The sequence below is a fragment of the Streptomyces sp. NPDC048002 genome (assembly GCF_040653275.1).
In the GTDB taxonomy this organism is placed as follows: Bacteria; Actinomycetota; Actinomycetes; order Streptomycetales; family Streptomycetaceae; genus Streptomyces.
Genome location: NZ_JBEZNL010000050.1, coordinates 22,879 through 44,166, shown reverse-complemented (window position 1 = coordinate 44,166; position 21,288 = coordinate 22,879). Strand labels below are relative to the sequence as shown.

Below are 21,288 nucleotides of genomic sequence, written 5' to 3'. Positions count from 1 at the left end.
CGAGTAAAACACCTGCTAAACTTATTCGCCATGAGCAGTGCGACCCCCTCCCGACGTCTCCCGCTGGCCGGTGCGCTGCGCCTCGGCCGCCCCTCGGAGATCTGGTTCAAGCCCGCCCTGAGCGTGATCGTCGCGGTCGCCCCGCCCAACCTGACCCTCCTCGCCCTCGGCCGCCTCGACCTCGCGATGTACACCATGGCCGGGTCGCTGTGCGCCCTCTACGCCCACAACCGCCCCTACGCCGCACGGGCCCGCACGCTCGCCGGGGTCGTCGCCGGGATGCTCGGCGGACTCGCCGTGGCCCTGGTCGCCGCCTCGCTCACCGGCAGCGCGGTCGTCCTGGTCGCCGTCGGGGCCCTGCTCGCCGCGGCCCAGAAGGCGCTGTGCGACGCCACCCGCATCGGCCCGCCCGGCAACGTGGTCCTCACCTTCATCACCTCCGCCGCCCTCTTCGCACCGCAGACCCTCGCCCAGGTCCCCGGCCACCTGACCCTGGCCGCCGCGGCCGGCGCCTGGGCGTGGACCGTCGGCATGGCCCCCGGACTGCTCCGCCCGCACGGCCCGGAACGCCGGGCGACCGCCGCGGCCCTCAACGCCGCGGCCGCCTACGCGACCGCCCACCGCGCCGAGGGCGGCGGCACCCCCGACCACACGCCCGCCCGAGCCCACGCCGCCGCGGCGATCCACACCGCCTGGCAGACCCTGCTCCGCGCCGGACGGCGCTCGGCCACCCGGCGCGCCCTGGAACGCCTCGTCGTCCGCGCCGAGGTCGCCCTCGCCGCCCCCGCCGACACCGACCCCGAGCGGCTGCGCGGCTGGGCCCGGGACCTGCGCGGCACCGGCGCGATCCCGCGCACCGGGCACGGGGACGCCGACGAACTCCTCGGTGCAGCCGCGGAAGCCGAGGAGGCGGCCCGGGAACGCCGGCCGCTGTGGCCCCGCCTCCGCCTCCTGGCCCCCCTCGCCGTCCGCACCGCCCTCGGCTGCGCCCTCGCCGGATACGCCTCCCTCGCCCTCGGCATCGGCCGCCCCTACTGGGCCCTGGTCACCGCCGCCGCCCTCTACCAGGCCAACCTCACCCTGACCTGGAGCCGCAGCGTCCAGCGCGTCGTCGGAAACCTCGCCGGCGTGCTCTTCTTCGCCGCCCTCGCGCCCCTGGTTCACCTCGGCCCGGCCGCCCTCGTCCTGTGCTGCCTGGCCCTGAACTTCGGAGCCGAGGCCCTGATCGGCCGCAACTACTGGCTCGGCAGCGTCTGCGTGACCCCGATGGCCCTCCTGATCACGGAGTTCACCGGCTTCCAGGAACCCGGCACCCTGATCACCGAACGCGTCGTCGACACCCTGGTCGGCGCCCTCGTCGGCTTCGCCGCGGCCCTCGTCGTCACCGACCGGCGCACCGGTGACCACGTGGAGGAAGCACTGGCGGCCCTCGAACGCGCCCGGGAGCGTGCCGTCCGGCTGCTCGCCGAGCCGTGCCCGGCTCCCACCGCGGTGGACGCCGCCCACCGCTCCCTGGCCGCGGCACTGGTCGAACTGCGCTCCGTCGTCGACGCCGCTTCCGGCGCCTGGGGGCGACTCGACCTGCCCCAGGAGCGGGTGGTGCTCGCCGAGCGCGCCGGACACCGTACGCTCGCGGCGACCACCCGGCACCGGGCCGCACGCCCGGACCACCGCACCACGGAGGGCGTACGACCATGACGGCATCCCCGGCGGGAGCAGGGCCGAGCGGGCGGGACGACACGGTCGCGGCGGTCGTCCGGCAATGGCGGGCCGTCCACCCCGACCTGGACACCGGGCCCATGGAGATCATCGGCCGGGTCAACCGCTGCGCGGCCCTCCTCCAGCAGGCCGAGGACGCCCCGCTGCGCCGGGCCGGACTCAGCCGCCCCGAGTTCGACCTGCTCGGCGCGCTGCGCCGCACCGGGCACGAACTGACCCCCGGCGAGCTGGCCCGCGAGACCTTCTCCTCGGGCGCCGCCGTCACCAAACGTCTCAAACAGCTCACCGAGCGCGGCCTGGTGGAGCGCCGGGGCGACGACCGCGACCGCCGCGTCACCCACGTCCGCCTCACCGACACGGGACGCGCCCTGGTCGACGGCATCCTGCCCGAGCAACTCGCCTACGAGACGACCGTGCTCGCCGATCTCGACACCGCCGGCCAGGGCCAACTGGCAGCCCTGCTGGGGGAGTTGCTGGTGCGGCTGGAGGGACGGCTGGGTGCCCTGCGGGTCTGAGGGGTGCCGGGCGGATCAGTCCGGGTAGTCCTCGGCGCGGTAGACGCCGAACACCGCGCCCTGCGGATCCCGCAGGACCGCGATCCGCGGGCCCGAGGGGACGGAGGTCGGCTCCATCAGGACGGCGCCCTCCGCCTCCGTCGCGGTGGCTGCCGCCGCGTCGACGTCCGCCACGGCGAAGTACGGCAGCCAGTGCGCGGGCACCTCGGGCGGGAACTTGTCGTCCATCGTCACCATGCCGCCGAAGTCGGCGCCGTCCAGGCCCCACTGGGTGTAGTGCTCGGAGGCGTTGACGCTCCAGCCGAAAAGGGCCCGGTAGAAGACCACGGCCCGTTCCGGGGCGCGGGTCATCAGCTCCACCCAGCCCAGGGCGCCGGGCGCGTTGAACAGGCCGGCGCCGGGGAACGCGCGGGCCTGCCACAGCTGGAAGGCCGCCCCGGCCGGGTCGAGGAGCACCGCGAACCGGCCCATGTCGAACACGTCCATCGGGCCGACCAGCACCGTCGCGCCCGTCGCCTCGGCCTGTCCGGCGGTGGCGTCGGCGTCGGCGACCAGGAAGGACACGTTCCAGGCGACCGGCTGCGACTCCTGGTAGAGCGGGCTGAGCGCCGCCACGGCCGCGTCGCCGAGGTGGGCGACCGTGTAGCCGCCCGCCTCCTGACGGGGGTCCGTCTCGGTCCGCCAGCCGAAGAGACGGCCGTAGAACCGCCCGGCGCCCGCCACATCGCTGGTTCCCAGCTCGGTCCAGCAGGGCCCGCCGGTCACCGGCCTGTCGAGCTTCATGGCGTTCCTTCCCGCGGGACGGCCCCCCCAGCACGCTAAGGCCCCCGCCCGGCCGGGGCCATCGGAGCCGCGCCGGGACCCCCGGCACGGCTCCGGCCCGGAGGCCCGGCCTAGATGCCGGGGCGATACCGCAGCGGATGGTCCTCCGGTGTCTCCACGAGGGCGATCCGGGTGCCGTCCGGATCCGCGATCCACATCTCGATCAGCCCCCACGGCTCCCGCACCGGCGGCCGGACGATCTCGACGCCCCTGGCTCGCAGCTCCTCGTGCGCCGCCGCCGCGTCCGCCACCTGGAGCCAGAGCTGGAGGGCGGGGGAGGGCGGTGCCGCCGACCGGCCGGAGACCTCCAGGAAGCCTCCGCCGAGGAAGTACACGGTGCCGCGCTCGGGGCCGGTGCCGAACTCGCGCTGGATCGCCAGGCCCAGCTGATCGCCGTAGAAGGCGCGGGAGCGGTCGGGGTCGACGGGATGGAGCAGGATTCTGCTGCTCAGTACATGCACCATGATCCCGGAGCGTAGCGGCCGGGGGTTACGCTCGTCCCTGCCCGTGCCGTGCGGGAGACGCGAGAAACAGGAGATGCGACCCATGGAGACCGCTGCCGCCGTGACCTTCCGCGACGCCACCGAGGCCGATGTCGACGCGCTGGTCGCGCTGGTCGAATCGGCCTACCGCGGCGACTCCAGCCGGGAGGGCTGGACCACCGAGGCGGACATCCTCCAGGGGCAGCGGACCGATCCGCAGGGCGTGCTGGAGGTCATCGGGGCCGCCGACAGCCGGGTGCTCGCGGTGGAGCGGGGCGGCCGCGTCGTGGCCTGCTGCCACATCGAACACCGGGGCACCCACGCCTACTTCGGGCTGTTCGCGGTCAGTCCCGCCCTCCAGGGCGCGGGCCTCGGCAAGGTCGTGCTCGCCGAGGCCGAGCGCGCCGCCCGAGCCGACTGGGGTGCCACCGAGATGCACATGACGGTGATCGACGCGCGCGCGGACCTCATCGCCTGGTACGAGCGCCGCGGCTACCGCCGTACGGGACGGATGACCCCGTTCCCGTACGGCGACGAGCGCTTCGGCATCCCGCAGCGCGACGACCTCCGGTTCGAGCTGCTGATCAAGGAACTCGGCTGACCGTCAGGCGGTGAAGCGCCCGGTGCGCTTGATGTCGGGGTGGTCGGTGGTCGCCCCGTCCAGTTCCAGGGCGCGTACCAGCCGCAGGTGCTCCTGGGTGTTCACCACCCAGCCGATGATCCTCAGGTCGGCGGCGCGGGCCGCCTCGACCACCTCCAGGGTGATCCGGCGGATGTTCAGACAGACCGTTCCCGCGCCCACCGCGACGGCCCGGTCGACGATGTCGGTGCCGTAGCGGCTGCCGATCAGCGCGGTCCGCACACCGGGCACCAGCCGGGCGATCTCGGCGACCGCCTCGTCGTGGAACGAGGACACCTCCACCCGGGAGACCAGGTCCCGCCGGAGCATCACGTCGGCGAGCGCCCGGGCCGCGGCCACGTCCTTGATCTCCGCCTGCAACGGCGCCGTCACGGCGTCCAGGACCTCCTCGAAGACCGGCACGCGCTCGCCCCTGCCCGCGTCCAGGGCGCGCAGCTCGGCGAGGGTCTTCTCGGCGATCGGGCCGTTGCCGTCGGTCGTGCGGTCCACGTCGGTGTCGTGCATGACGACGAGGTGGCCGTCCTTGCTCAGGTGCAGATCGAGTTCGATGAGGTCGAGGCCGGCCTGCTGGGCGGCGACGAAGGAACGGAGGGTGTTCTCGGGTTCGACACCCATGACTCCGCGGTGACCGATGGTGAGGAAGTTCAAGGTTCGACTCGCTTCCGTCGACGGCGGCTCGGCACGCGCCCGACCCGGAACGGCACGTTCGCGTGACAGTGCCGCAGCCTAACCGCCGGGACCGTGGATGAAACCCGTGCGTACACCGCGGATCGGCCCGGCGGACGGAGGGATCCGGTCAGGACCGGCCCGGGGCGTCCCGCACGGTGTCCGGCCGCTCTCACCCGGCCGTGGGCGCGTCGCGCGGCGCTTGACCGGCCGGGCCGTTGCACCTACCCCGGAAGAGTGCCTCTATCCCGATCGGCAGGAAAAATTTCGGTGACCATAGGGGGTGTGCAGGACGATTTCCCGAGGTACCTCTTGCTGAGGGAAAGCTCCTACGCGTACGGTGGTCTTACGCGAGGTTCTCCCGTGGAGGATGGGACATGACGGAAATTCTTGTGCAGTCGGGTGTGGGGGAGCAGGTTCCTCCTGCGGTCAGGGTGGTGGAGCACCCGGCATGGCCCGTGCTCAAGGATGCCGTGGAGCAGATCCGGCCATGGCAGTCCAAGGACGGGTCGATCGACTTCGAGGCCGAGGGAGCGCCCGCGCGGGCGGACGCCGAGGCCGCCGTACGGCGTGTCACCGAGGCCGTCGAGGAGCTCTCCCCGCTGCTGCCGCACGACGCCGACTACCACAAGGCCCTCGTGCAGGACCTCGGCCGCTGGGCCGAGGGCGGCTTCGAGGTGCCGGACTTCCTGGACTCGCTGCTGGCCTTCCAGCCCGCCGCGCACCGCGCCGACGGCCTCCAGCACCTGGTCGTCTTCCCGATGTACACCCAGAACGGCAACCCCGACCGCAACCTCGAAGCGGTCGTGCTGCGCATGGTCTGGCCGGACTGGCTGGCCGAACTGGAGCGCACCCGCTACGACAACCCGCTGTTCTGCGGCATCAAGTTCGAGGACTTCACGGCCGGGTACGACACCAACTCCGCCGTGCTCTTCCCCGAGACGATCGCCGTGCGCGAGGCGCCGGAACGATTCACCTGGGGTGGCATCTTCTGCGACCGGGAGGCCGCCCGCTTCCGCCGGGTCACCGAGGCGTCCGTCGAGATACTCGGCCTGGAGCTGCCTGAGGACATCGCCGCGATGGTCCACGACCAGAAGCGCTGCGAGGAGGCGTTCGTCCTGTGGGACATGGTCCACGACCGCACCCACAGCCACGGCGACCTGCCCTTCGACCCCTTCATGATCAAGCAGCGCCAGCCGTTCTGGATGTACGGCCTGGAGGAGCTGCGCTGCGACCTCACCGCCTTCAAGGAGGCCGTGAAGCTGGAGGCCGACGGCGTCCCGCAGGCCCGCGACGTGCAGTACGCCGTGCTCTTCGACCGGATGTTCCGCTTCCCGGTCACCGGCGACCGCAACCGCAACTACGACGGCCTCGGCGGGCAGCTGCTCTTCGCCTACCTGCACAAGCACGACGTCGTCCGCTGGACCGACAACAAGCTGTTCATCGACTGGCAGCGCGCCCCTCAGGTCACCAACCAGCTCTGCGCCGACATCGAGAAGCTGTACCGCGACGGCATCGACCGCCCCAAGCTCGTCCACTGGTTCGCCGGGTACGAGCTGGTCTCCGGCTTCCTCTCCCCGCACCCCGGCTCCAAGTGGGCCAAGGGCCCGGACGCCCTGGACCTGACCCAGCCGCCGCGCAAGCTCGTCGATGACGTGCTTCCCGACGAGTTTCCGCTGAGCATGTTCTATGAGGCCCTGTCCAAGAAGCTCAAGAACGTGATCGCCTCGACCAAGGGCATCACGGCGGACAGCGCCGAGCGGGTCGCCGCGTGAGCGACCGTGCCGAGAACCTGGCTCAGGAGGGCAAGATGGGAAACGGGAACGGGACGCTCAACGGTGCGGTGATCGCGGTCGCGGGCGCGGGCGGCCCCGCCGGCCGGGCGGCCCTGCTGCGGCTGGCCGAGGCGGGCGCGACCGTGGTGGGCTCCGACAACGACCCGGAGCGCCTGGCCGCGGCCGTGGACGCGGCCAGCTACGCGCACGGCGGTGCCACCGTCGTCGGTGACACGGTCGACCTGCTGGATCTGGACTCCACCCGTGACTGGGCCACCCGGATCGAGAAGGACTTCGGCCGCGTCGACGGCCTCGTCCACCTCGTCGGCGGCTGGCGCGGCAGCGAGACCTTCACCAAGACCAGCCTCGACGACTGGGACTTCCTGGAACTGCTGCTGATCCGCACCGTCCAGCACACCACCCTCGCCTTCCACGAGGCGCTCCAGCGCAGCGACCGCGGCCGGTACGTCCTGATCAGCGCCGCGGGCGCGAGCAACCCGACCGCGGGCAACGCCGCGTACGCCGCCGGCAAGGCCGCGGCCGAGGCGTGGACGCTCGCCATGGCCGACTACTTCAAGAAGGCCGGGGGCGAGCAGGGGCCGACGTCGGCGGCTGCGATCCTGGTGGTGAAGGCGTTGGTGCACCAGGCGATGCGCGATGAGCGCCCCAACGCGAAGTTCGCGGGCTTCACCGACGTCGACGACCTCGCCGAGGCCATCGTCGGCGTCTGGGACAAGCCCGCCGCGGAAGTGAACGGACAGCGTCTGTGGCTCACCGAGAAGCCGTGAACCCCCCGAAGACCGATGCGCGTCGCCATCACGACCCGGAGCTCCGCGGTTTCGCCAGCGACAACTACGCCGGCGTCCACCCGGAGATCCTCGCCGCACTGGCCCTCGCCAACGGCGGCCACCAGGTCGCCTACGGCGAGGACGACTACACGGAGAACCTCCAGGGGATCGTCCGCAGTCACTTCGGGCCCACGGCGGAGGCGTTCCCGGTCTTCAACGGCACCGGTGCCAATGTCGTCGCGCTCCAGGCGGTCACCGACCGCTGGGGCGCGGTGATCTGCGCCGAGAGCGCGCACATCAACGTCGACGAGGGCGGCGCACCCGAGCGGATGGGCGGCCTGAAGCTGCTCACCGTGCCCACGCCGGACGGCAAGCTCACCCCCGAGCTGATCGACCGGCAGGCATGGGGCTGGGAGGACGAGCACCGGGCGATGCCGCAGGTCGTCTCGATCACCCAGAGCACCGAGCTGGGCACGCTGTACACGCCCGAGGAGATCCGCGCGATCTGCGACCACGCCCACGCGCGCGGTATGAAGGTGCACCTCGACGGCTCCCGGATAGCCAACGCCGCGGCCTCGCTGAACGTCCCCATGCGGACCTTCACCAACGCCGTCGGCGTCGACGTCCTCTCGCTGGGCGGCACCAAGAACGGCGCCCTGTTCGGTGAGGCGGTCGTGGTGATCAACCCGGACGCGGTCAGCCACATGAAGCACCTGCGCAAGCTGTCCATGCAGCTCGCCTCCAAGATGCGCTTCGTGTCGGTGCAGTTGGAGGCGCTGCTCGCCAAGGACCTGTGGCTGCGGAACGCCCGGCACGCCAACGAGATGGCGCAGCGGCTCGCCGAGGGCGTCCGCGCCGTCCACGGCGTCGAGATCCTCTACCCCGTGCAGGCCAACGGTGTCTTCGCCAAGCTCCCGAACGAGGTGAGCGAGCGTCTGCAGAAGCGCTTCCGCTTCTACTTCTGGGACGAGAACGAGGGTGTCGTGCGCTGGATGTGCTCCTTCGACACCACCGAGGACGACGTGGACGCCTTCCTGGCGGCGCTGAAGGAGGAGATGGCGCACTAGCCATTCCTGCATAGGTATGCGGTCACCCGAAAAAACATTGAATCTCGGGTGATCGCTTTCCTATGCTCGGCGGCCATGGAGCTGAAGCAGGAAACCCCCGACCTCTCCGCGTACTTGGCTGCTGACGAGGCTGTCGACCATGAGCACCCGGTGGTGCGCCGGATCGCCGCCCGCCTCGCCGAACAGGCCGAGGACTCGTATGCCTATGCGCGGTTGGCCTTCGAGTTCGTACGTGACGAGATTCCGCACTCGCAGGATTCCGGGGACCCGCGCGTGACCTGGCGAGCCTCGGACGTGCTGGAGCAGCGCACCGGCATCTGTTACGCCAAGTCCCATGCGCTGGCGGCCCTGTTGCGGGCCGAGGACATCCCCACGGCCCTGTGCTACCAGAGGTTCGATGTCGTGCACGGGCTGGTGGCCGTCCGTTTCCGCGGGGCCTGGCACCGGCAGGACCCCCGGGGCAACAAGCCCGGGGTGGACGCCCGGTTCTCCCTCGACGGTGAACGACTGGCCTTCCCGGTCGACCCCGAGTCCAATGAGCTGGACTATCCGGTGCTGTACGCTAAACCGCACCCGGCAGCCCTCGCCGCCCTCCGGAGCGCGACCGACCTGCCGCACCTGTGGCAGATCCTTCCGACCGCACTCTGAGGCAAGGCGGACCATGACCCTCACACTGACCGTGTCCGACGAGGTGCGGGCCCTCGCGCCGGGCTTCTCGTACCTCACCGTCGAAGCCCAGGGGCTCGTCAACGGGCCCAGTACCGAGGGCAGTTCCGCGCTCCTCGACGACGCGGCCCGCCGCCTGGCCGAGCGCCTGGACGGACGCGCCCCGCACGAGGATCCGCACATGGCGGCGTGGCGTGAGGTCTACACGGCCTTCGGGTCCAAGCCCTCGCGCACCCGCAACTCCGCCGAGGCGCTGGCCAGGCGGGCCCTGTCGGGTGCCGGCCTGCCCCGGATCAATGTGCTCGTCGACCTCTACAACGCGATCAGCGTGGCGCATCTGATCCCCGTCGGCGGTGAGGACACCGACCGGATCCAGGGCGGTATGCGGCTGATCAGGGCCACCGGCGAGGAGCCCTTCGTCACGGTCGCCGACGGTGCCGAAGCGGTCGAGCACCCGGACGCCGGCGAGGTCGTGTGGTGCGACGGCGCGGGCGTCACCTGCCGCCGCTGGAACTGGCGTCAGGGCCCGCGCACCCGTCTCACCGAGGAGACGGTCTCGGCGCTCTTCCTGCTGGAGAGCCTCGCACCCGAGCCGCTCGCCGAGGTGGAGCGAGCGGCGGACGAACTCGCCGCCCTGCTGGAGAAGTTCAGCCCCGGGGCGAGGGTGACGGTCGGCCGGTCCTAGGGCGTGTTTTGAAAGTCCCGTCGTCCGCCCGAAGGGCGCGGGGCAGGCGGGACTTTCAAAACACGCCCTAGCCGTCAGCGGGCCTCGGCCTCGCGGACCTGCTCCGGCGTGGGCGCCGTACCGCCGAGGTGCGCGGGCATCCACCAGGTGTCGCTCGCGTCCTTGGGGCGCACCGGGTACGCGCGCTGGGCGGCCTCCAGAAGCTCCTGCACGCGCTCGCGCACCTGACGGGTGAGGGCGCCCGCGTACTTGTCCTTGGACGCCTCGATCGCCTCGCCGACCCGGATGGTCACGGGGATGTGGCTGCGCTTGAAGTTGCGCGGGTGGCCCTTGGTCCACAGGCGCTGGGTGCCCCAGACCGCCATCGGGATCAGCGGGACGCCGGCCTCCTGGGCGAGCCGGGCCGCACCCGACTTGAAGCTCTTCAGGGTGAACGACTGCGAGATCGTGGCCTCCGGGAAGACGCCCACGATCTCGCCGGAGCGCAGCGACTCCAGCGCGTGCTGGTAGGCGGCCTCGCCCTGCTTGCGGTCGACCGGGATGTGCTTCATCCCGCGCATCAGCGGGCCGGAGATCCTGTGCCGGAAGACGGACTCCTTCGCCATGAAGCGCACCAGGCGCTTCTGGGGGAGTGCGGCCAGTCCGTTGAAGACGAAGTCCAGGTAGCTGATGTGATTGCTCACCAGCACGGCACCGCCCGAGCGTGGGATGTTCTCCGACCCCTTGCAGTCGATCTTGAGGTCCCATGCCTTGAACAGGGTGACGGCGAGACCGACGACGGGGCGGTAGACAAGCTCTGCCATGGACGGGGTGGACCCTTCCTTCTCTGCCTGGGAAGGTTGCTCCCGGCGCGAAAGCTACGCAGCCGTAGGTTTACGGCATGTCGCAGATCGTGCCCGAAGAACGAGCGGGGAGCCAGCCCTGGTGCCGGTGAACGGCGAGATCCTCGTCACGTCACCCCTTGATCCACCTCGGGTTTTATCGTTTTCTTACTCCGCGCGAACCGTCACCCGCCGGATCAGCGGGCACATCTCGCACCCGAGACGGGAGCCGAACGCGGCGTTCGGGAAAGCGGGAATCTTCGCGGTCTCGTGAACGCTGGAGCGGGTGGTGACCGGACTGGTCATGTCGCGTGGCGGTGCTCGCGGCAGCGAGCGTCCACGGGGTGCTTCAACGGCGGCGGAGCGGGAGGGCGCGGGTGCGCGGGCGGGACGAGGGCAAGCGGCTGGGGCCGGACGAACTGGGCGGGCCGCTGGGCGAACGGGCCACCCTGGTGCAGTTCTCCAGCGCCTTCTGCGCGCCCTGCCGGGCCACCCGGCGGGTGCTCGGGGAAGTGGCCGCGATGGTCCCCGGTGTCGCGCACGTCGAGATCGACGCCGAGGACCGGCTGGAGCTGGTGCGGGAGCTGGACATCCTCAAGACGCCCACGGTCCTGGTGCTGGACGCTCGGGGGCGCGTGGTGCGGCGGGCCACCGGGCAGCCGCGCAGGGCGGACGTCATCGCGGCCCTCGGCGAGGCGGTGTGAGGGATGCCGTGCCGACGAGGGATGCCGTGCCGACAGTGAGTCATCTCCCACATCCCCGTACGTACTTGACTGTACGAACCATCTATCGTCAGTCTGACGGGATGTCCCCCGCGTACCCCCTCCCCAGGTGACCATGACCGCCACGCCCGACGTCGACGCCCGGATCGCCTCGCCCGAACTGCTGCGCTCCGTCTTCCGCCGGCACGCCGCCGGTGTCGCGGTGATCACAGCCCGCGGGGAGCACGGTCCCGTCGGCTTCACCGCGACCTCCCTCGCCTCGGTCTCCGCGGAACCCCCGATGCTCTCCTTCGGCATCGGCGCCGGTTCCTCCTGTTGGCCCACCGTCGCGCGGTCCGCCCATGTCGGCGTGCACCTGCTCGGCGAGCACCAGCGCGAACTCGCGGCCACCTTCGCCCGCAGCGGCGCCGACCGCTTCGCCGCGCCCACCGCCTGGCGCGAGGGTCCCGAGGGCGTCCCGGTCCTCGACGGCGTGCGCGCCTGGCTGGTCTGCCGGGTCGCGGCGCGGGTCCCGGCCGGTGATCATCGGATCGTCCTGGCGGAGCTGCTGTTCGGGCAATCCACCGGCCCCGGGCGGCCGTTGGTGTACCACCAGGGCGGGTTCACCGGTCTGCGCGACTGACCGGGTATCGGACAGTTCTGCGAAATGGTCCGGTTCCGATTACGCTGCGTTGCGAAGGTCACAGTTCAAAGCGCTTGCTTAGCGGGAACGAACTGGGTGTACTGACGAGTAATATTTCGTTCGGAGCGCAGGTCGCCCCGGACGGGAACGGCCGCTTCAGGCGCCTATGCTGCCTGCAAGCAGGCAGCAGAGAAATGTCGACGCAGTAGGAGAGCCGGCGTGAGCTTGAGGATCGTTGTCACTGTGAAGTACGTGCCCGACGCCACTGGCGACCGGCACTTCGCCGATGACCTGACCGTCGACCGGGACGACGTGGACGGTCTGCTCTCCGAGCTCGACGAGTACGCCGTCGAGCAGGCGCTGCAGATCTCCGAGAACTCGGACGACGACGTCGAGGTCACCGTGCTGACCGTGGGCCCGGAGGACGCCAAGGACGCGCTCCGCAAGGCCCTGTCCATGGGTGCCGACAAGGCGATCCACGTCGAGGACGACGACCTGCACGGCACCGACGCCATCGGCACCTCGCTGGTGCTGGCGAAGGCGATCGAGAAGGCCGGCTACGACCTGGTCATCTCCGGCATGGCCTCCACCGACGGCACCATGGGCGTCGTCCCCGCGCTGCTCGCCGAGCGCCTGGGCGTCCCGCAGGTCACCCTGCTCTCCGAGGTCTCCGTCGAGGACGGCACCGTCAAGGGCCGTCGCGACGGCGACGCCGCCTCCGAGCAGCTGGAGGCATCCCTGCCGGCCGTCGTGTCCGTCACCGACCAGTCGGGCGAGGCGCGTTACCCGTCCTTCAAGGGCATCATGGCGGCCAAGAAGAAGCCGGTTCAGTCCTGGGACCTGGAGGAGCTGGAGATCGAGGCCGAGGAGATCGGCCTGGAGGGCTCCTGGACCGCGGTCGACTCCGCGGCCGAGCGTCCGGCCCGTACCGCCGGCACGATCGTCAAGGACGAGGGCGAGGGCGGCAAGCAGCTCGCTGAGTTCCTCGCGGGCCAGAAGTTCATCTAAGGCCCAACCCCCTTACCGCCCCTCAGACTTCGCATTCCGCAGGAGAGCAATCCCATGGCTGAAGTTCTCGTCTACGTCGACCACGTGGACGGCGCCGTCCGCAAGCCCACCCTGGAGCTGCTGACGCTGGCCCGCCGCGTCGGCGAGCCCGTCGCCGTCGCTCTGGGTGCCGGCGCCGCCGACACCGCCGCCGCCCTCGCCGAGCACGGCGCGGTGAAGGTCCTCACTCACGACGCCTCCGAGTACGCCGACTACCTGGTCGTCCCGAAGGTCGACGCCCTCCAGGCCGCTTACGAGGCCGTCTCCCCGGCCGCCGTGCTGGTCCCGTCCTCCGCCGAGGGCAAGGAGATCGCCGCCCGTCTGGCGCTGCGCATCGGCTCCGGCATCATCACCGACGCCATCGACCTGGAGGCCGGCGACGAGGGCCCGGTCGCCACCCAGTCGGTGTTCGCCGCCGCCTTCACCACCAAGTCCCGTGTCTCCAAGGGCACCCCGGTCATCACGGTCAAGCCGAACTCGGCCGCCGTGGAGGCCGCCCCGGCCGCCGGCGCGGTCGAGGCCCTCGCGGTCACCTTCTCCGCGCAGGCCACCGGCACCAAGGTCACCGCGCGCACGCCGCGCGAGTCGACCGGCCGCCCCGAGCTGACCGAGGCCGCGATCGTGGTCTCCGGCGGCCGTGGTGTGAACGGCTCGGAGAACTTCGCGATCATCGAGGCGCTCGCCGACTCCCTCGGCGCGGCCGTCGGTGCCTCGCGTGCCGCCGTCGACGCCGGCTGGTACCCGCACACCAACCAGGTCGGCCAGACCGGCAAGTCGGTCTCGCCGCAGCTCTACATCGCCAACGGCATCTCGGGCGCGATCCAGCACCGCGCCGGTATGCAGACCTCGAAGACGATCGTCGCCGTCAACAAGGACGCCGAGGCCCCGATCTTCGACCTGGTCGACTACGGCGTGGTCGGCGACCTCTTCGACGTCGTCCCGCAGCTCACCGAGGAGATCAAGACCCGCAAGGGCTGATCACCACCGGGCTCGACGAGGCCCCCGGGACCGCGGCGCCGGTCCCGGGGGCCTCGGCGCGTTCAGCCCAGGCTCAGGGACGCCTGCACGGGCAGGTGGTCGCTCGGGAACCGTCCGTCCACGGCGAAGGTGTTGACGGCCGCCCGGTGCGTCGTCACGCCCGGCGTGACCAGGATCCAGTCGATGCGGTCGCCGTCCGGCACCAGCGGGCGGTAGCCGTGGAAGGTCCCGCACAGGGGCCCGCGTTCCGCGGCGGTGTCCCAGGTGTCGAGCAGACCGGCGCCGAGCAGGGCGTCGTACACGGCGTTCCCGTGGGCGGCGACGTTGAAGTCACCCGTCACCACGACCGGCAGCGCCGGGTCGAAGCCGGCGATCCGCTCGGCCATCAGCGCGGCGGAGCGCTCCCGCGCGGACTGGCCGCGGTGGTCGAAGTGGGTGTTCATCAGGCAGAACTCCCGGTCACCGGCCTGCCGGTCGCGGAAGCGGACCCAGGTGACCATGCGGGGGAAGGCCGCGCCCCAGGTGTTCGACCCGATCGTGTAAGGGGTGTCGGAGAGCCAGAAGTGGTCGTACTCGACCGGGGTGAGGCGGCGGGTGTCGTAGAAGACCGCCATGGATTCGTCGGCGCTGCCGCGCAGGCGGCCGGTGCCGATCCGGTCGTAGTGCCGGCCGAGGTCGTCGCCGATGTCCAGCAGCTGCGGGAAGAGTCCCTCCTGGGTGCCGATGACGTGCGGGCGCTCCCGGCGCAGCAGCGCGCGCGTCACCGGTCTGCGCACGTCCCAGCTGTGGGGTTCCGTGGCGCTCGCGAAGCGCAGGTTGAACGACATGACCTCCAGACGGGTGCGGGGACGTTCCCCCGCCGCGGCGGACTGCGAGGTCAGTGCTGTACTGGACAGGGGCGTGGTCACCGCGGCGGCCAGCGCGGTCTTCAGGCCCAGACGGCGCGTGACTCGGCTGTGGTTCGGCACTCGGGCTCCTTCGCTGGGAACTGCCGGACGAGTCGTGCGGACGTGCCCCCTGAGTGTCATAGCGCGCCATGAGGCGGACGTGAACACGGCGGGATGACCGAGTGGCTCCACATGGACATGGTGTTGACCATCCGGAAGGTCCCCGGATAACTTCGTTCTACGGATTGTTGATTCCGTACAGCGGAAAACTGGAGGGTGTGGGATGGGTCAGGGCCAGCAGGAGCAGGTGGCGACGAGTCTCGCGGGCGCCGTCAGCGAGGAGATCAGCGCCTCCCTCGCCCCGGTCGACGCCGAACTGGAGCGCCGCTACCCCGGCGACCCCGGCACCCGCCAGCCCGTCCACACCGTGTACGTCCCCGGCGACGTCTTCGACGCCCGGACGATCCGCTCCTGGGGCGACCGGGCCCTCGCCGCGCTCGACGAGCACGCCCCCGACGCAGCCTCCTTCGCCGCCGTCCTCGGCCTGGGCGAGGAACTCGCCGAGCCCGTCTACGGCAGGGTGCGGGCCAAGCTGGAGCGGGAGCCCGTGGAAGACCTGCGGGTCGACTTCGAGGACGGCTACGGCCCCCGCCCCGACGCCGAGGAGGACGAGGCGGCCGCCCGCGCGGCCCGGGTGATCGCCGAGGCGTACCGCGACGGCACGGCGGCGCCGTACATGGGCATCCGGATGAAGTGCATGGAGGCCGCCGTCCGCGACCGCGGCATCCGCACCCTGGACATCTTCCTCACCGGCCTGATGGCGGCGGGCGGACTCCCCGACGGCCTGGTGCTCACCCTGCCCAAGGTCACCTATCCCGAGCAGGTGGCCGCCATGGTCCGCCTCCTGGAGGCCTTCGAGAAGGCCCGCGGTCTGGAGCCCGGCCGGCTCGGCTTCGAGATCCAGATCGAGACCAGCCAGTCCATCCTCGCCACCGACGGCACCGCCGCCGTCGCCCGGATGATCCAGGCCGCCGAGGGCCGCGCCACGGGCCTGCACTACGGCACCTTCGACTACAGCGCCTGCCTCGGCGTCTCCGCCGCCTACCAGGCCAGCGACCATCCCGCCGCCGACCACGCCAAGGCGGTCATGCAGGTCGCCGCCGCGGGCACCGGCGTACGCGTCTCCGACGGCTCCACCAACGTCCTCCCGGTCGGTACGACCGAGAAGGTCCACGACGCCTGGCGGCTGCACTACGGCCTGACCCGCCGCGCCCTGGCCCGCGCCTACTACCAGGGCTGGGACATGCACCCCGGCCACATCCCGACCCGGTACGCCGCCGTGTTCGCCTTCTACCGCGAGGGGTTCGAGCAGGCGGCCGCCCGGCTCGCCCGCTACGCCAACCGCGCGGGCGGCGACGTCATGGACGAGCCCGCCACCGCCAAGGCCCTCAGCGGCTACCTGCTCCGCGGCCTGGACTGCGGCGCCCTGGACACCGCGGAGGTCGCCCGCCTCACCGGCCTGACGAGGGCCGACCTGGAGGGCTTCGCCTCCCCGCGGCGCGGCGACCTGACGATCTCCGGGAGCTAGTGCCGCGTCAGGCAACGTTTGCCCGTCAAGGAGCGGCGTCCGGTGCGTGCTCTCGGCGTGCCGGGTGCAAGCCCTCGTACTGGATGTACTTGGGCTTGTGCCCGGTGCGGCGAGAGTGCGTGCCGGACGCCGCGACGGGGCGAACGTTGCCTGACGCGGCACTAGCCGTACCGGACCCCGCGAAGGGCCTCAACCGCTGCCTCTAGGCTGTACGCCACACAGGGCGGGACCACAGGAACGGGGCAGCGGTGTCTTCGGGGGAGTACGGACAGAGGGACGGGGCGGGCCGGCTGCTGGCCGGGCGGTACCGCGTCCTGGCCCAGCTCGGCCGAGGCGGCATGGGCGTGGTCTGGAGGGCCCGTGACGAGGTCCTCGGCCGCGAGGTCGCGGTCAAGGAACTGCGCACCTACATCGACGCCGACGGCCCCGAACTCGACGCCCTGCGGCTCCGCATGCAGCGCGAGGCCCGCGCGGCGGCCCGGGTGCGCCACTCCGCGGTCGTGGCCGTCCACGACGTCACCGAGGTCGACGGGCGCCCCCTGATCGTCATGGAACTGGTCGACGGGCCGTCCCTGGACGACGTGATACGCGAACGGGGCACCGTCGACCCGTACGAGGCGGCCGCGATCGGCGCCGAGGTCATGGACGCGCTGGCCGCCGCCCACCGCGCCGGCGTCCTGCACCGCGACGTCAAGCCCGGCAACATCCTCCTCGACCGGTCGGGCCGGGTCGTGCTGACCGACTTCGGCATAGCCACCATGGAGGACCCGGGCGACGGCTCGGCCACCCACCTCACCCGCAGCGGTGAACTGGTCGGCTCCCTCGACTACTTGGCGCCCGAGCGGGCCCGGGGCGCCGACCCCGGCCCCGCCTCCGACGTGTGGGCGCTCGGCGCCACGCTGTACGCCGCCGTCGAGGGCACGGCACCCTTCCGGCGCACCTCGGCCTTCGCCACCCTCACCGCGATCGTCTCCGACCCGCTGCCCGACCAGCACCGCACCGGGCCGCTCGGCCCCGTCCTCCGGCGCCTGATGGAGAAGGGTCCCGAGGCCCGCCCGGGAGCCGAGGAGGCCCGCGAACTCCTGCGCAGGGTCGCCGAGTCGGGCGGCGGCGACAGACCCACGACCACCGTGCGCGGCCCCGCCGCCACGGCCTCGCCGGACCGCACGGCTACCGAGAGCGCGGCCGCGGCCGTACCGCGCGAGCCCGAGCCGCCGGCCCCGCCGCTGCGCGACCTCGCCCACCCGGCGGACCGTGAGGGCGCCGTCGGCCCCCCGGGCGGGCCGGGCGCCGCGCGTCGCAGGGGCCGCGTGCTGCTCGCCAGTGCCGCCGTGGCGGCCCTGCTGACCTCCGCCGCGGTCACCGCCGTCCTGCTGGACAACGCGGACGGCACGGGGACGTCCGCCGCACCGCCCACCTCGTCCTCCCCGCGCACCACGAAGAACTCGGGCGCGGCCGGCGACGAGCCCACCGGCAAGGACGACGACGGGACCCCGTCGCCGAAGTCGACTCCCACTCCGACTCCCACTCCGACGCCCACGCCGACTTCGGTCCCCGGCACCGACGTCTCCGCCTGCCACCCCATCGGCGGCGGCAAGTACAACTGCGAGGTCTCGCGCACCGCGAAGTCCTACACGGCCGACGGCGCCGAGGTCGGCATCCTGCGGGCCGGCACCAACTACTTCTACTGCCAGGCGAACCTCGGCCGCCGCGAGACCTACCGCGAGTGGACCAACGTCTGGTGGGCCAGGACCGACGACGACAGCGGCAACTCGGACGTCTACGTCAGCGACGTCTACGTCCGGGGCGGCGACAACGACGAGCCCGTACCCGGACTCCCGGTCTGCTGAGGGACGTAGCGCTCCAGGCCGTGCGAGGTCACCAGGCCCTCCCGCGCGAACAGCCGGGTGCCCCGCTCGCACAGCAGCCGGTCGGCGCGGGCCCGCGCGCAGAACTCCTCCGGCGTCGACCCGAACAGCTCCCTCAACAGGGGCGAGCCCAGGAGGAGTTCGGTGAGCAGTTCCCGCTGGCCGGGATGCGTGCGCGGCACCCCCGAGCCGTCGTGCAGCACGCCCCGCCGGTTCACATAGGAGTACGCGCCCGGCAGCGTGGTGCCGTCCGCCAGGTCGATCCGCACCACCTCGGACGGCAGCCAGGCGCGCCGGAAGTTCCCGTCGGGCAGTGGCACGCCCTCGCTGGCGTCGACGACCGCGAGCTGCTCGGCGTCGAGCCAGAGGACGAACAACTCCCGTGCCGCGCCGGGCGCGTGGACCGGCGCGGCCGACACGTAGCCCAGTCGGCTGACATGCGCGGAGACTCCGATCCTCAGCCCCGTGACCCGGGCCCTGACCATCGGGACCGGCGAGTCGATGCCGAACTCGTCCAGCTTGTGGCGCAGTTGGCCCGGACAGGCGTTGGAGCCGATGGCGAGCACGGGGGTGCGGTCCGGGTGGGTCAGGTGGTCCAGGGGCAGCAGCCGGTCGCCGTCCAGCAGCCCGGAGTCCGCGGGCCAGCGGCCGGGGTAGAGCAGCGGATGGTCCCGGGGTGCCTCGGCCAGCCCCAGTGCCGCGAGGGTACGGTCCGCCATCGGCCGCTCAGTCCGCCGGGGGCAGTTCACCCGAGCCGCGGGTGATCAGCCGGGTGGGCAGCTCGATACGCTCGGGACTGACGAGCGAACCGTCGAGCTGCCGGAAGAGACGCTCGGCGGCCGTCCGGCCGAGGGCCGCCGCATCCTGCGCGACGACGGTGACGCCCGGCTGGAGCAGGTCGGCGAGTTCCAGGTCGTCGAAGCCGATCAGCGCCACCCGGCGGGCCTGCTCGGCCAGGACCCGGATCACCGTGACCGTCACCCGGTTGTTGCCCGTGAAGATCGCGGTGACCGGTTGCGGGGCGGAGAGCATCTCCTCGGCGGCCCTGCGGACCCGCTCGGGGCCGGTGACACCCAGGGACATCCAGGAGTCCTCCACGGCTATGCCCGCGTCCTCCATGGCCGCCCGGTAGCCGCGCAGTCGCTCGGCGGCGGTGTGGATGCGGGGCATGTCACCGATGAAGCCGATCCTGCGGTGACCGTGGGCGATCAGATGGGCCACTCCGTCCCGGGCGCCGCCGTAGTTGTCCGACAGGACGACATCGGCGTCGATCTGCCCGGCCGGACGGTCCACGAACACGGTCGCCACGCCCGCCCTGATCTCGGGCTCCAGATAGCGGTGGTCGTCACCGGCGGGGATCACCACCAGCCCGTCCACCCGCCGCGCGCACAGGGCCAGGGCCAGCTCCTGCTCGCGCTCGGGGTCCTCGGCGCTGGAACCGTTGATCAGCAGGGCGCCGTGCGCCCGCGCCACCTCCTCCACGGCGCGGCTGAGCGGGCCGTAGAAGGGGTCGGCGAGATCCTCCAGGACCAGCCCGATGCTCGCCGTACGGCCCTTGCGCAGCACCCGGGCGCTGTCGTTGCGGCGGAAACCGAGCGCGTCGATGGCCTCTTGGACCCGGCGCTCGGTCTCGGGCGTGACCCCCGGCTCGCCGTTGACGACCCGCGAGACCGTCTTCAGTCCGACTCCCGCACGAGCGGCCACGTCCTTCATCGTCGGGCGGTTGCCGTAACGGTTTCCGGGCGTGCGGTCGGATCGGCGGATGGTCTCGGGCACGATGCGGATCCTGTCCTGTCGTCCACGGGGATGCGGTGGCCCATGGTTTGTATGAGGATGTGGCGTCGAGCATAGAGCCTGGACAACGTTGTCAGAGTCGGGAGACACTGTCCACCGCACGTACCGGCCTGTGTCCCCACCGCCAGACCGGCCTGACCCCTTTCCTATGGTTGACCGGGAGAACTGACTCTGATGCACCCCGACCTCGTCGCCGCGCTCGACATCGGTGGAACCAAGATCGCCGGAGCTCTCGTGGACGGCCGCGGCCGGATCCTGGCGCGCGCCCAGCGCCCGACCCCGGCCGGGGAGAGCGGTGACACGGTGATGGGCGCGGTCGAGGCGGTGCTCGGCGAGCTGACGGCGTCCCCGCTGTGGGCGGGGGTGAGCGCCCTCGGGATCGGCAGCGCGGGACCCGTGGACGCCTCCGCGGGCACGGTGAGTCCGGTGAACGTTCCGGGCTGGCGTGGCTTCCCCCTGGTGCGCCGGGTCCGCGAAGCGGTGGGCGGGCTCCCCGTCGAGCTGATCGGCGACGGCGTCGCCATCACCGCGGCCGAGCACTGGCAGGGCGCCGCCCGGGGCCACGACAACGCGCTGTGCATGGTGGTCTCCACGGGCGTCGGTGGCGGACTCGTTCTCAACGGGCGGCTGCACCCCGGTCCCACCGGCAACGCCGGTCACATCGGGCACATCAGCGTCGACCTCGACGGCGACCCCTGCCCGTGCGGCGCGCGCGGGTGCGTGGAGCGCATCGCGAGCGGTCCCAACATCGCCCGGCGCGCCCTGGACAACGGCTGGAGTCCGGGCCCTGACGGCGACACCTCCGCCGCCGCGGTGGCCGAGGCCGCCCGCGCCGGTGATCCGGTCGCCGTGGCCTCCTTCGAGCGGGCCGCGCGGGCCCTGGCCGCCGGGATCGCGGCCACCGCGACGCTGGTCGAGATCGACATCGCGGTCATCGGCGGCGGCGTCGGCAAGGCGGGTGACATCCTGCTCGCGCCGCTGCGCAAGGCCCTCGGTGACTACGCCACCCTCTCCTTCGTCCAGCGACTGACGATCACACCGGCCCAGATGGGCACGGACGCCGGCCTGGTCGGCGCGGCGGCCGCGGCACTGACGCGGAGCGCGGACGCGGCGCGGGTCTGATCGGCAGGCCCGGC

21 protein-coding genes and 1 pseudogene are annotated in these 21,288 nt (G+C 72.1%); 15 read left to right on the top strand and 7 right to left on the bottom strand.

All coding sequences use genetic code 11. The features are described from left to right. Positions 1 to 30: 30 nt before the first annotated feature. Both AB0E07_RS35975 and AB0E07_RS35970 read left to right on the top strand, forming a co-directional pair. Entirely contained in the window at positions 31 to 1,698 is a 1,668-nt protein-coding gene (locus tag AB0E07_RS35975) for an FUSC family protein (protein ID WP_362261492.1), read from the top strand. Beyond that, positions 1,695 to 2,234 carry a MarR family transcriptional regulator gene (locus AB0E07_RS35970; protein ID WP_362261490.1) on the top strand — a complete coding sequence of 180 codons (540 nt, stop codon included), beginning with the start codon at positions 1,695 to 1,697 and terminating at the stop codon, positions 2,232 to 2,234. The genes AB0E07_RS35975 and AB0E07_RS35970 overlap by 4 nt, the downstream gene beginning before the upstream one ends. Positions 2,235 to 2,249: 15 nt before the next feature. Here AB0E07_RS35970 and AB0E07_RS35965 read toward each other — a convergent pair whose 3' ends face one another. Further along, positions 2,250 to 3,017 carry a VOC family protein gene (locus tag AB0E07_RS35965; RefSeq protein ID WP_362261488.1) on the bottom strand — a complete coding sequence of 256 codons (768 nt, stop codon included), beginning with the start codon at positions 3,015 to 3,017 and terminating at the stop codon, positions 2,250 to 2,252. 110 nt (positions 3,018 to 3,127) lie between these two features. Then, positions 3,128 to 3,520, bottom strand: coding sequence for a VOC family protein (locus tag AB0E07_RS35960; protein WP_362261486.1), 393 nt, complete (start codon positions 3,518 to 3,520; stop codon positions 3,128 to 3,130). A gap of 82 nt (positions 3,521 to 3,602) precedes the next feature. Between AB0E07_RS35960 and AB0E07_RS35955 the strand changes: the two genes are divergently transcribed. After that, positions 3,603 to 4,139, top strand: coding sequence for a GNAT family N-acetyltransferase (locus AB0E07_RS35955; protein WP_362261484.1), 537 nt, complete (start codon positions 3,603 to 3,605; stop codon positions 4,137 to 4,139). A 3-nt stretch (positions 4,140 to 4,142) separates the two neighbouring features. Here AB0E07_RS35955 and AB0E07_RS35950 read toward each other — a convergent pair whose 3' ends face one another. Further along, entirely contained in the window at positions 4,143 to 4,826 is a 684-nt protein-coding gene (locus AB0E07_RS35950) for a glycerophosphodiester phosphodiesterase family protein (RefSeq protein WP_362261482.1), read from the bottom strand. Positions 4,827 to 5,221: 395 nt separating this feature from the next. Between AB0E07_RS35950 and AB0E07_RS35945 the strand changes: the two genes are divergently transcribed. The 5 genes from AB0E07_RS35945 to AB0E07_RS35925 all read left to right on the top strand — a co-directional run bounded on the left by AB0E07_RS35945 (position 5,222) and on the right by AB0E07_RS35925 (position 9,825). After that, the gene (locus AB0E07_RS35945; RefSeq protein ID WP_362261480.1) at positions 5,222 to 6,619 is read left to right on the top strand and encodes a DUF6421 family protein; all 1,398 of its coding nucleotides are present in this window, start codon (positions 5,222 to 5,224) and stop codon (positions 6,617 to 6,619) included. Between the two features lie 35 nt (positions 6,620 to 6,654). Next, positions 6,655 to 7,407 (top strand): SDR family NAD(P)-dependent oxidoreductase, encoded by a 753-nt coding sequence (locus tag AB0E07_RS35940; RefSeq protein ID WP_362261478.1) that lies wholly within the window; start codon positions 6,655 to 6,657, stop codon positions 7,405 to 7,407. After that, entirely contained in the window at positions 7,404 to 8,474 is a 1,071-nt protein-coding gene (locus AB0E07_RS35935; protein WP_362261476.1) for a low specificity L-threonine aldolase, read from the top strand. The genes AB0E07_RS35940 and AB0E07_RS35935 overlap by 4 nt, the downstream gene beginning before the upstream one ends. 75 nt (positions 8,475 to 8,549) lie before the next feature. Next, a complete protein-coding gene (locus AB0E07_RS35930; RefSeq protein WP_362261474.1) occupies positions 8,550 to 9,122 on the top strand; it encodes a transglutaminase family protein in 573 nt (190 codons plus the stop codon). Positions 9,123 to 9,135: 13 nt separating this feature from the next. Further along, on the top strand, positions 9,136 to 9,825 hold the full coding sequence (locus AB0E07_RS35925; protein WP_362261472.1) for a phenylalanine--tRNA ligase beta subunit-related protein: 690 nt from the start codon (positions 9,136 to 9,138) through the stop codon (positions 9,823 to 9,825). Positions 9,826 to 9,899: 74 nt separating this feature from the next. Here the strand turns inward: AB0E07_RS35925 and AB0E07_RS35920 are convergent, their stop codons facing one another. Continuing rightward, positions 9,900 to 10,628, bottom strand: coding sequence for a lysophospholipid acyltransferase family protein (locus AB0E07_RS35920; RefSeq protein ID WP_362261469.1), 729 nt, complete (start codon positions 10,626 to 10,628; stop codon positions 9,900 to 9,902). A gap of 307 nt (positions 10,629 to 10,935) precedes the next feature. On the opposite strand from AB0E07_RS35920, the pseudogene AB0E07_RS35915 reads away from it, so the two are divergent. The 4 genes and pseudogenes from AB0E07_RS35915 (at position 10,936) to AB0E07_RS35900 (ending at position 14,015) form a co-directional block, all read left to right on the top strand. Further along, a pseudogene (locus tag AB0E07_RS35915) lies at positions 10,936 to 11,350 on the top strand (thioredoxin family protein). A gap of 133 nt (positions 11,351 to 11,483) precedes the next feature. Further along, positions 11,484 to 11,990 (top strand): flavin reductase family protein, encoded by a 507-nt coding sequence (locus AB0E07_RS35910; protein WP_362261467.1) that lies wholly within the window; start codon positions 11,484 to 11,486, stop codon positions 11,988 to 11,990. Between the two features lie 219 nt (positions 11,991 to 12,209). Next, positions 12,210 to 12,998 carry an electron transfer flavoprotein subunit beta/FixA family protein gene (locus AB0E07_RS35905; protein ID WP_362261465.1) on the top strand — a complete coding sequence of 263 codons (789 nt, stop codon included), beginning with the start codon at positions 12,210 to 12,212 and terminating at the stop codon, positions 12,996 to 12,998. Positions 12,999 to 13,052: 54 nt separating this feature from the next. Then, positions 13,053 to 14,015, top strand: coding sequence for an electron transfer flavoprotein subunit alpha/FixB family protein (locus tag AB0E07_RS35900; protein WP_362261463.1), 963 nt, complete (start codon positions 13,053 to 13,055; stop codon positions 14,013 to 14,015). Between the two features lie 62 nt (positions 14,016 to 14,077). Here AB0E07_RS35900 and AB0E07_RS35895 read toward each other — a convergent pair whose 3' ends face one another. Beyond that, positions 14,078 to 14,983, bottom strand: coding sequence for an endonuclease/exonuclease/phosphatase family protein (locus AB0E07_RS35895; RefSeq protein WP_362261461.1), 906 nt, complete (start codon positions 14,981 to 14,983; stop codon positions 14,078 to 14,080). A gap of 202 nt (positions 14,984 to 15,185) precedes the next feature. On the opposite strand from AB0E07_RS35895, the gene AB0E07_RS35890 reads away from it, so the two are divergent. Together AB0E07_RS35890 and AB0E07_RS35885 are read left to right on the top strand one after the other, a co-directional pair. Further along, positions 15,186 to 16,490: an aldolase/citrate lyase family protein gene (locus tag AB0E07_RS35890; protein ID WP_362261459.1), complete on the top strand. Its 1,305-nt coding sequence runs from the start codon at positions 15,186 to 15,188 to the stop codon at positions 16,488 to 16,490. 248 nt (positions 16,491 to 16,738) lie between these two features. Further along, positions 16,739 to 18,340 (top strand): serine/threonine-protein kinase, encoded by a 1,602-nt coding sequence (locus AB0E07_RS35885; RefSeq protein ID WP_362261457.1) that lies wholly within the window; start codon positions 16,739 to 16,741, stop codon positions 18,338 to 18,340. Here the strand turns inward: AB0E07_RS35885 and AB0E07_RS35880 are convergent. Together AB0E07_RS35880 and AB0E07_RS35875 are read right to left on the bottom strand one after the other, a co-directional pair. Then, on the bottom strand, positions 18,286 to 19,077 hold the full coding sequence (locus AB0E07_RS35880; RefSeq protein ID WP_362261455.1) for a hypothetical protein: 792 nt from the start codon (positions 19,075 to 19,077) through the stop codon (positions 18,286 to 18,288). The two genes, AB0E07_RS35885 and AB0E07_RS35880, sit on opposite strands and share 55 nt — an antisense overlap. A gap of 7 nt (positions 19,078 to 19,084) precedes the next feature. Then, positions 19,085 to 20,134 carry a LacI family DNA-binding transcriptional regulator gene (locus AB0E07_RS35875; RefSeq protein ID WP_362261453.1) on the bottom strand — a complete coding sequence of 350 codons (1,050 nt, stop codon included), beginning with the start codon at positions 20,132 to 20,134 and terminating at the stop codon, positions 19,085 to 19,087. A 192-nt stretch (positions 20,135 to 20,326) separates the two neighbouring features. Between AB0E07_RS35875 and AB0E07_RS35870 the strand changes: the two genes are divergently transcribed. After that, positions 20,327 to 21,274 (top strand): ROK family protein, encoded by a 948-nt coding sequence (locus AB0E07_RS35870; RefSeq protein WP_362261451.1) that lies wholly within the window; start codon positions 20,327 to 20,329, stop codon positions 21,272 to 21,274. The last annotated feature ends 14 nt before the right edge of the window (positions 21,275 to 21,288 follow it).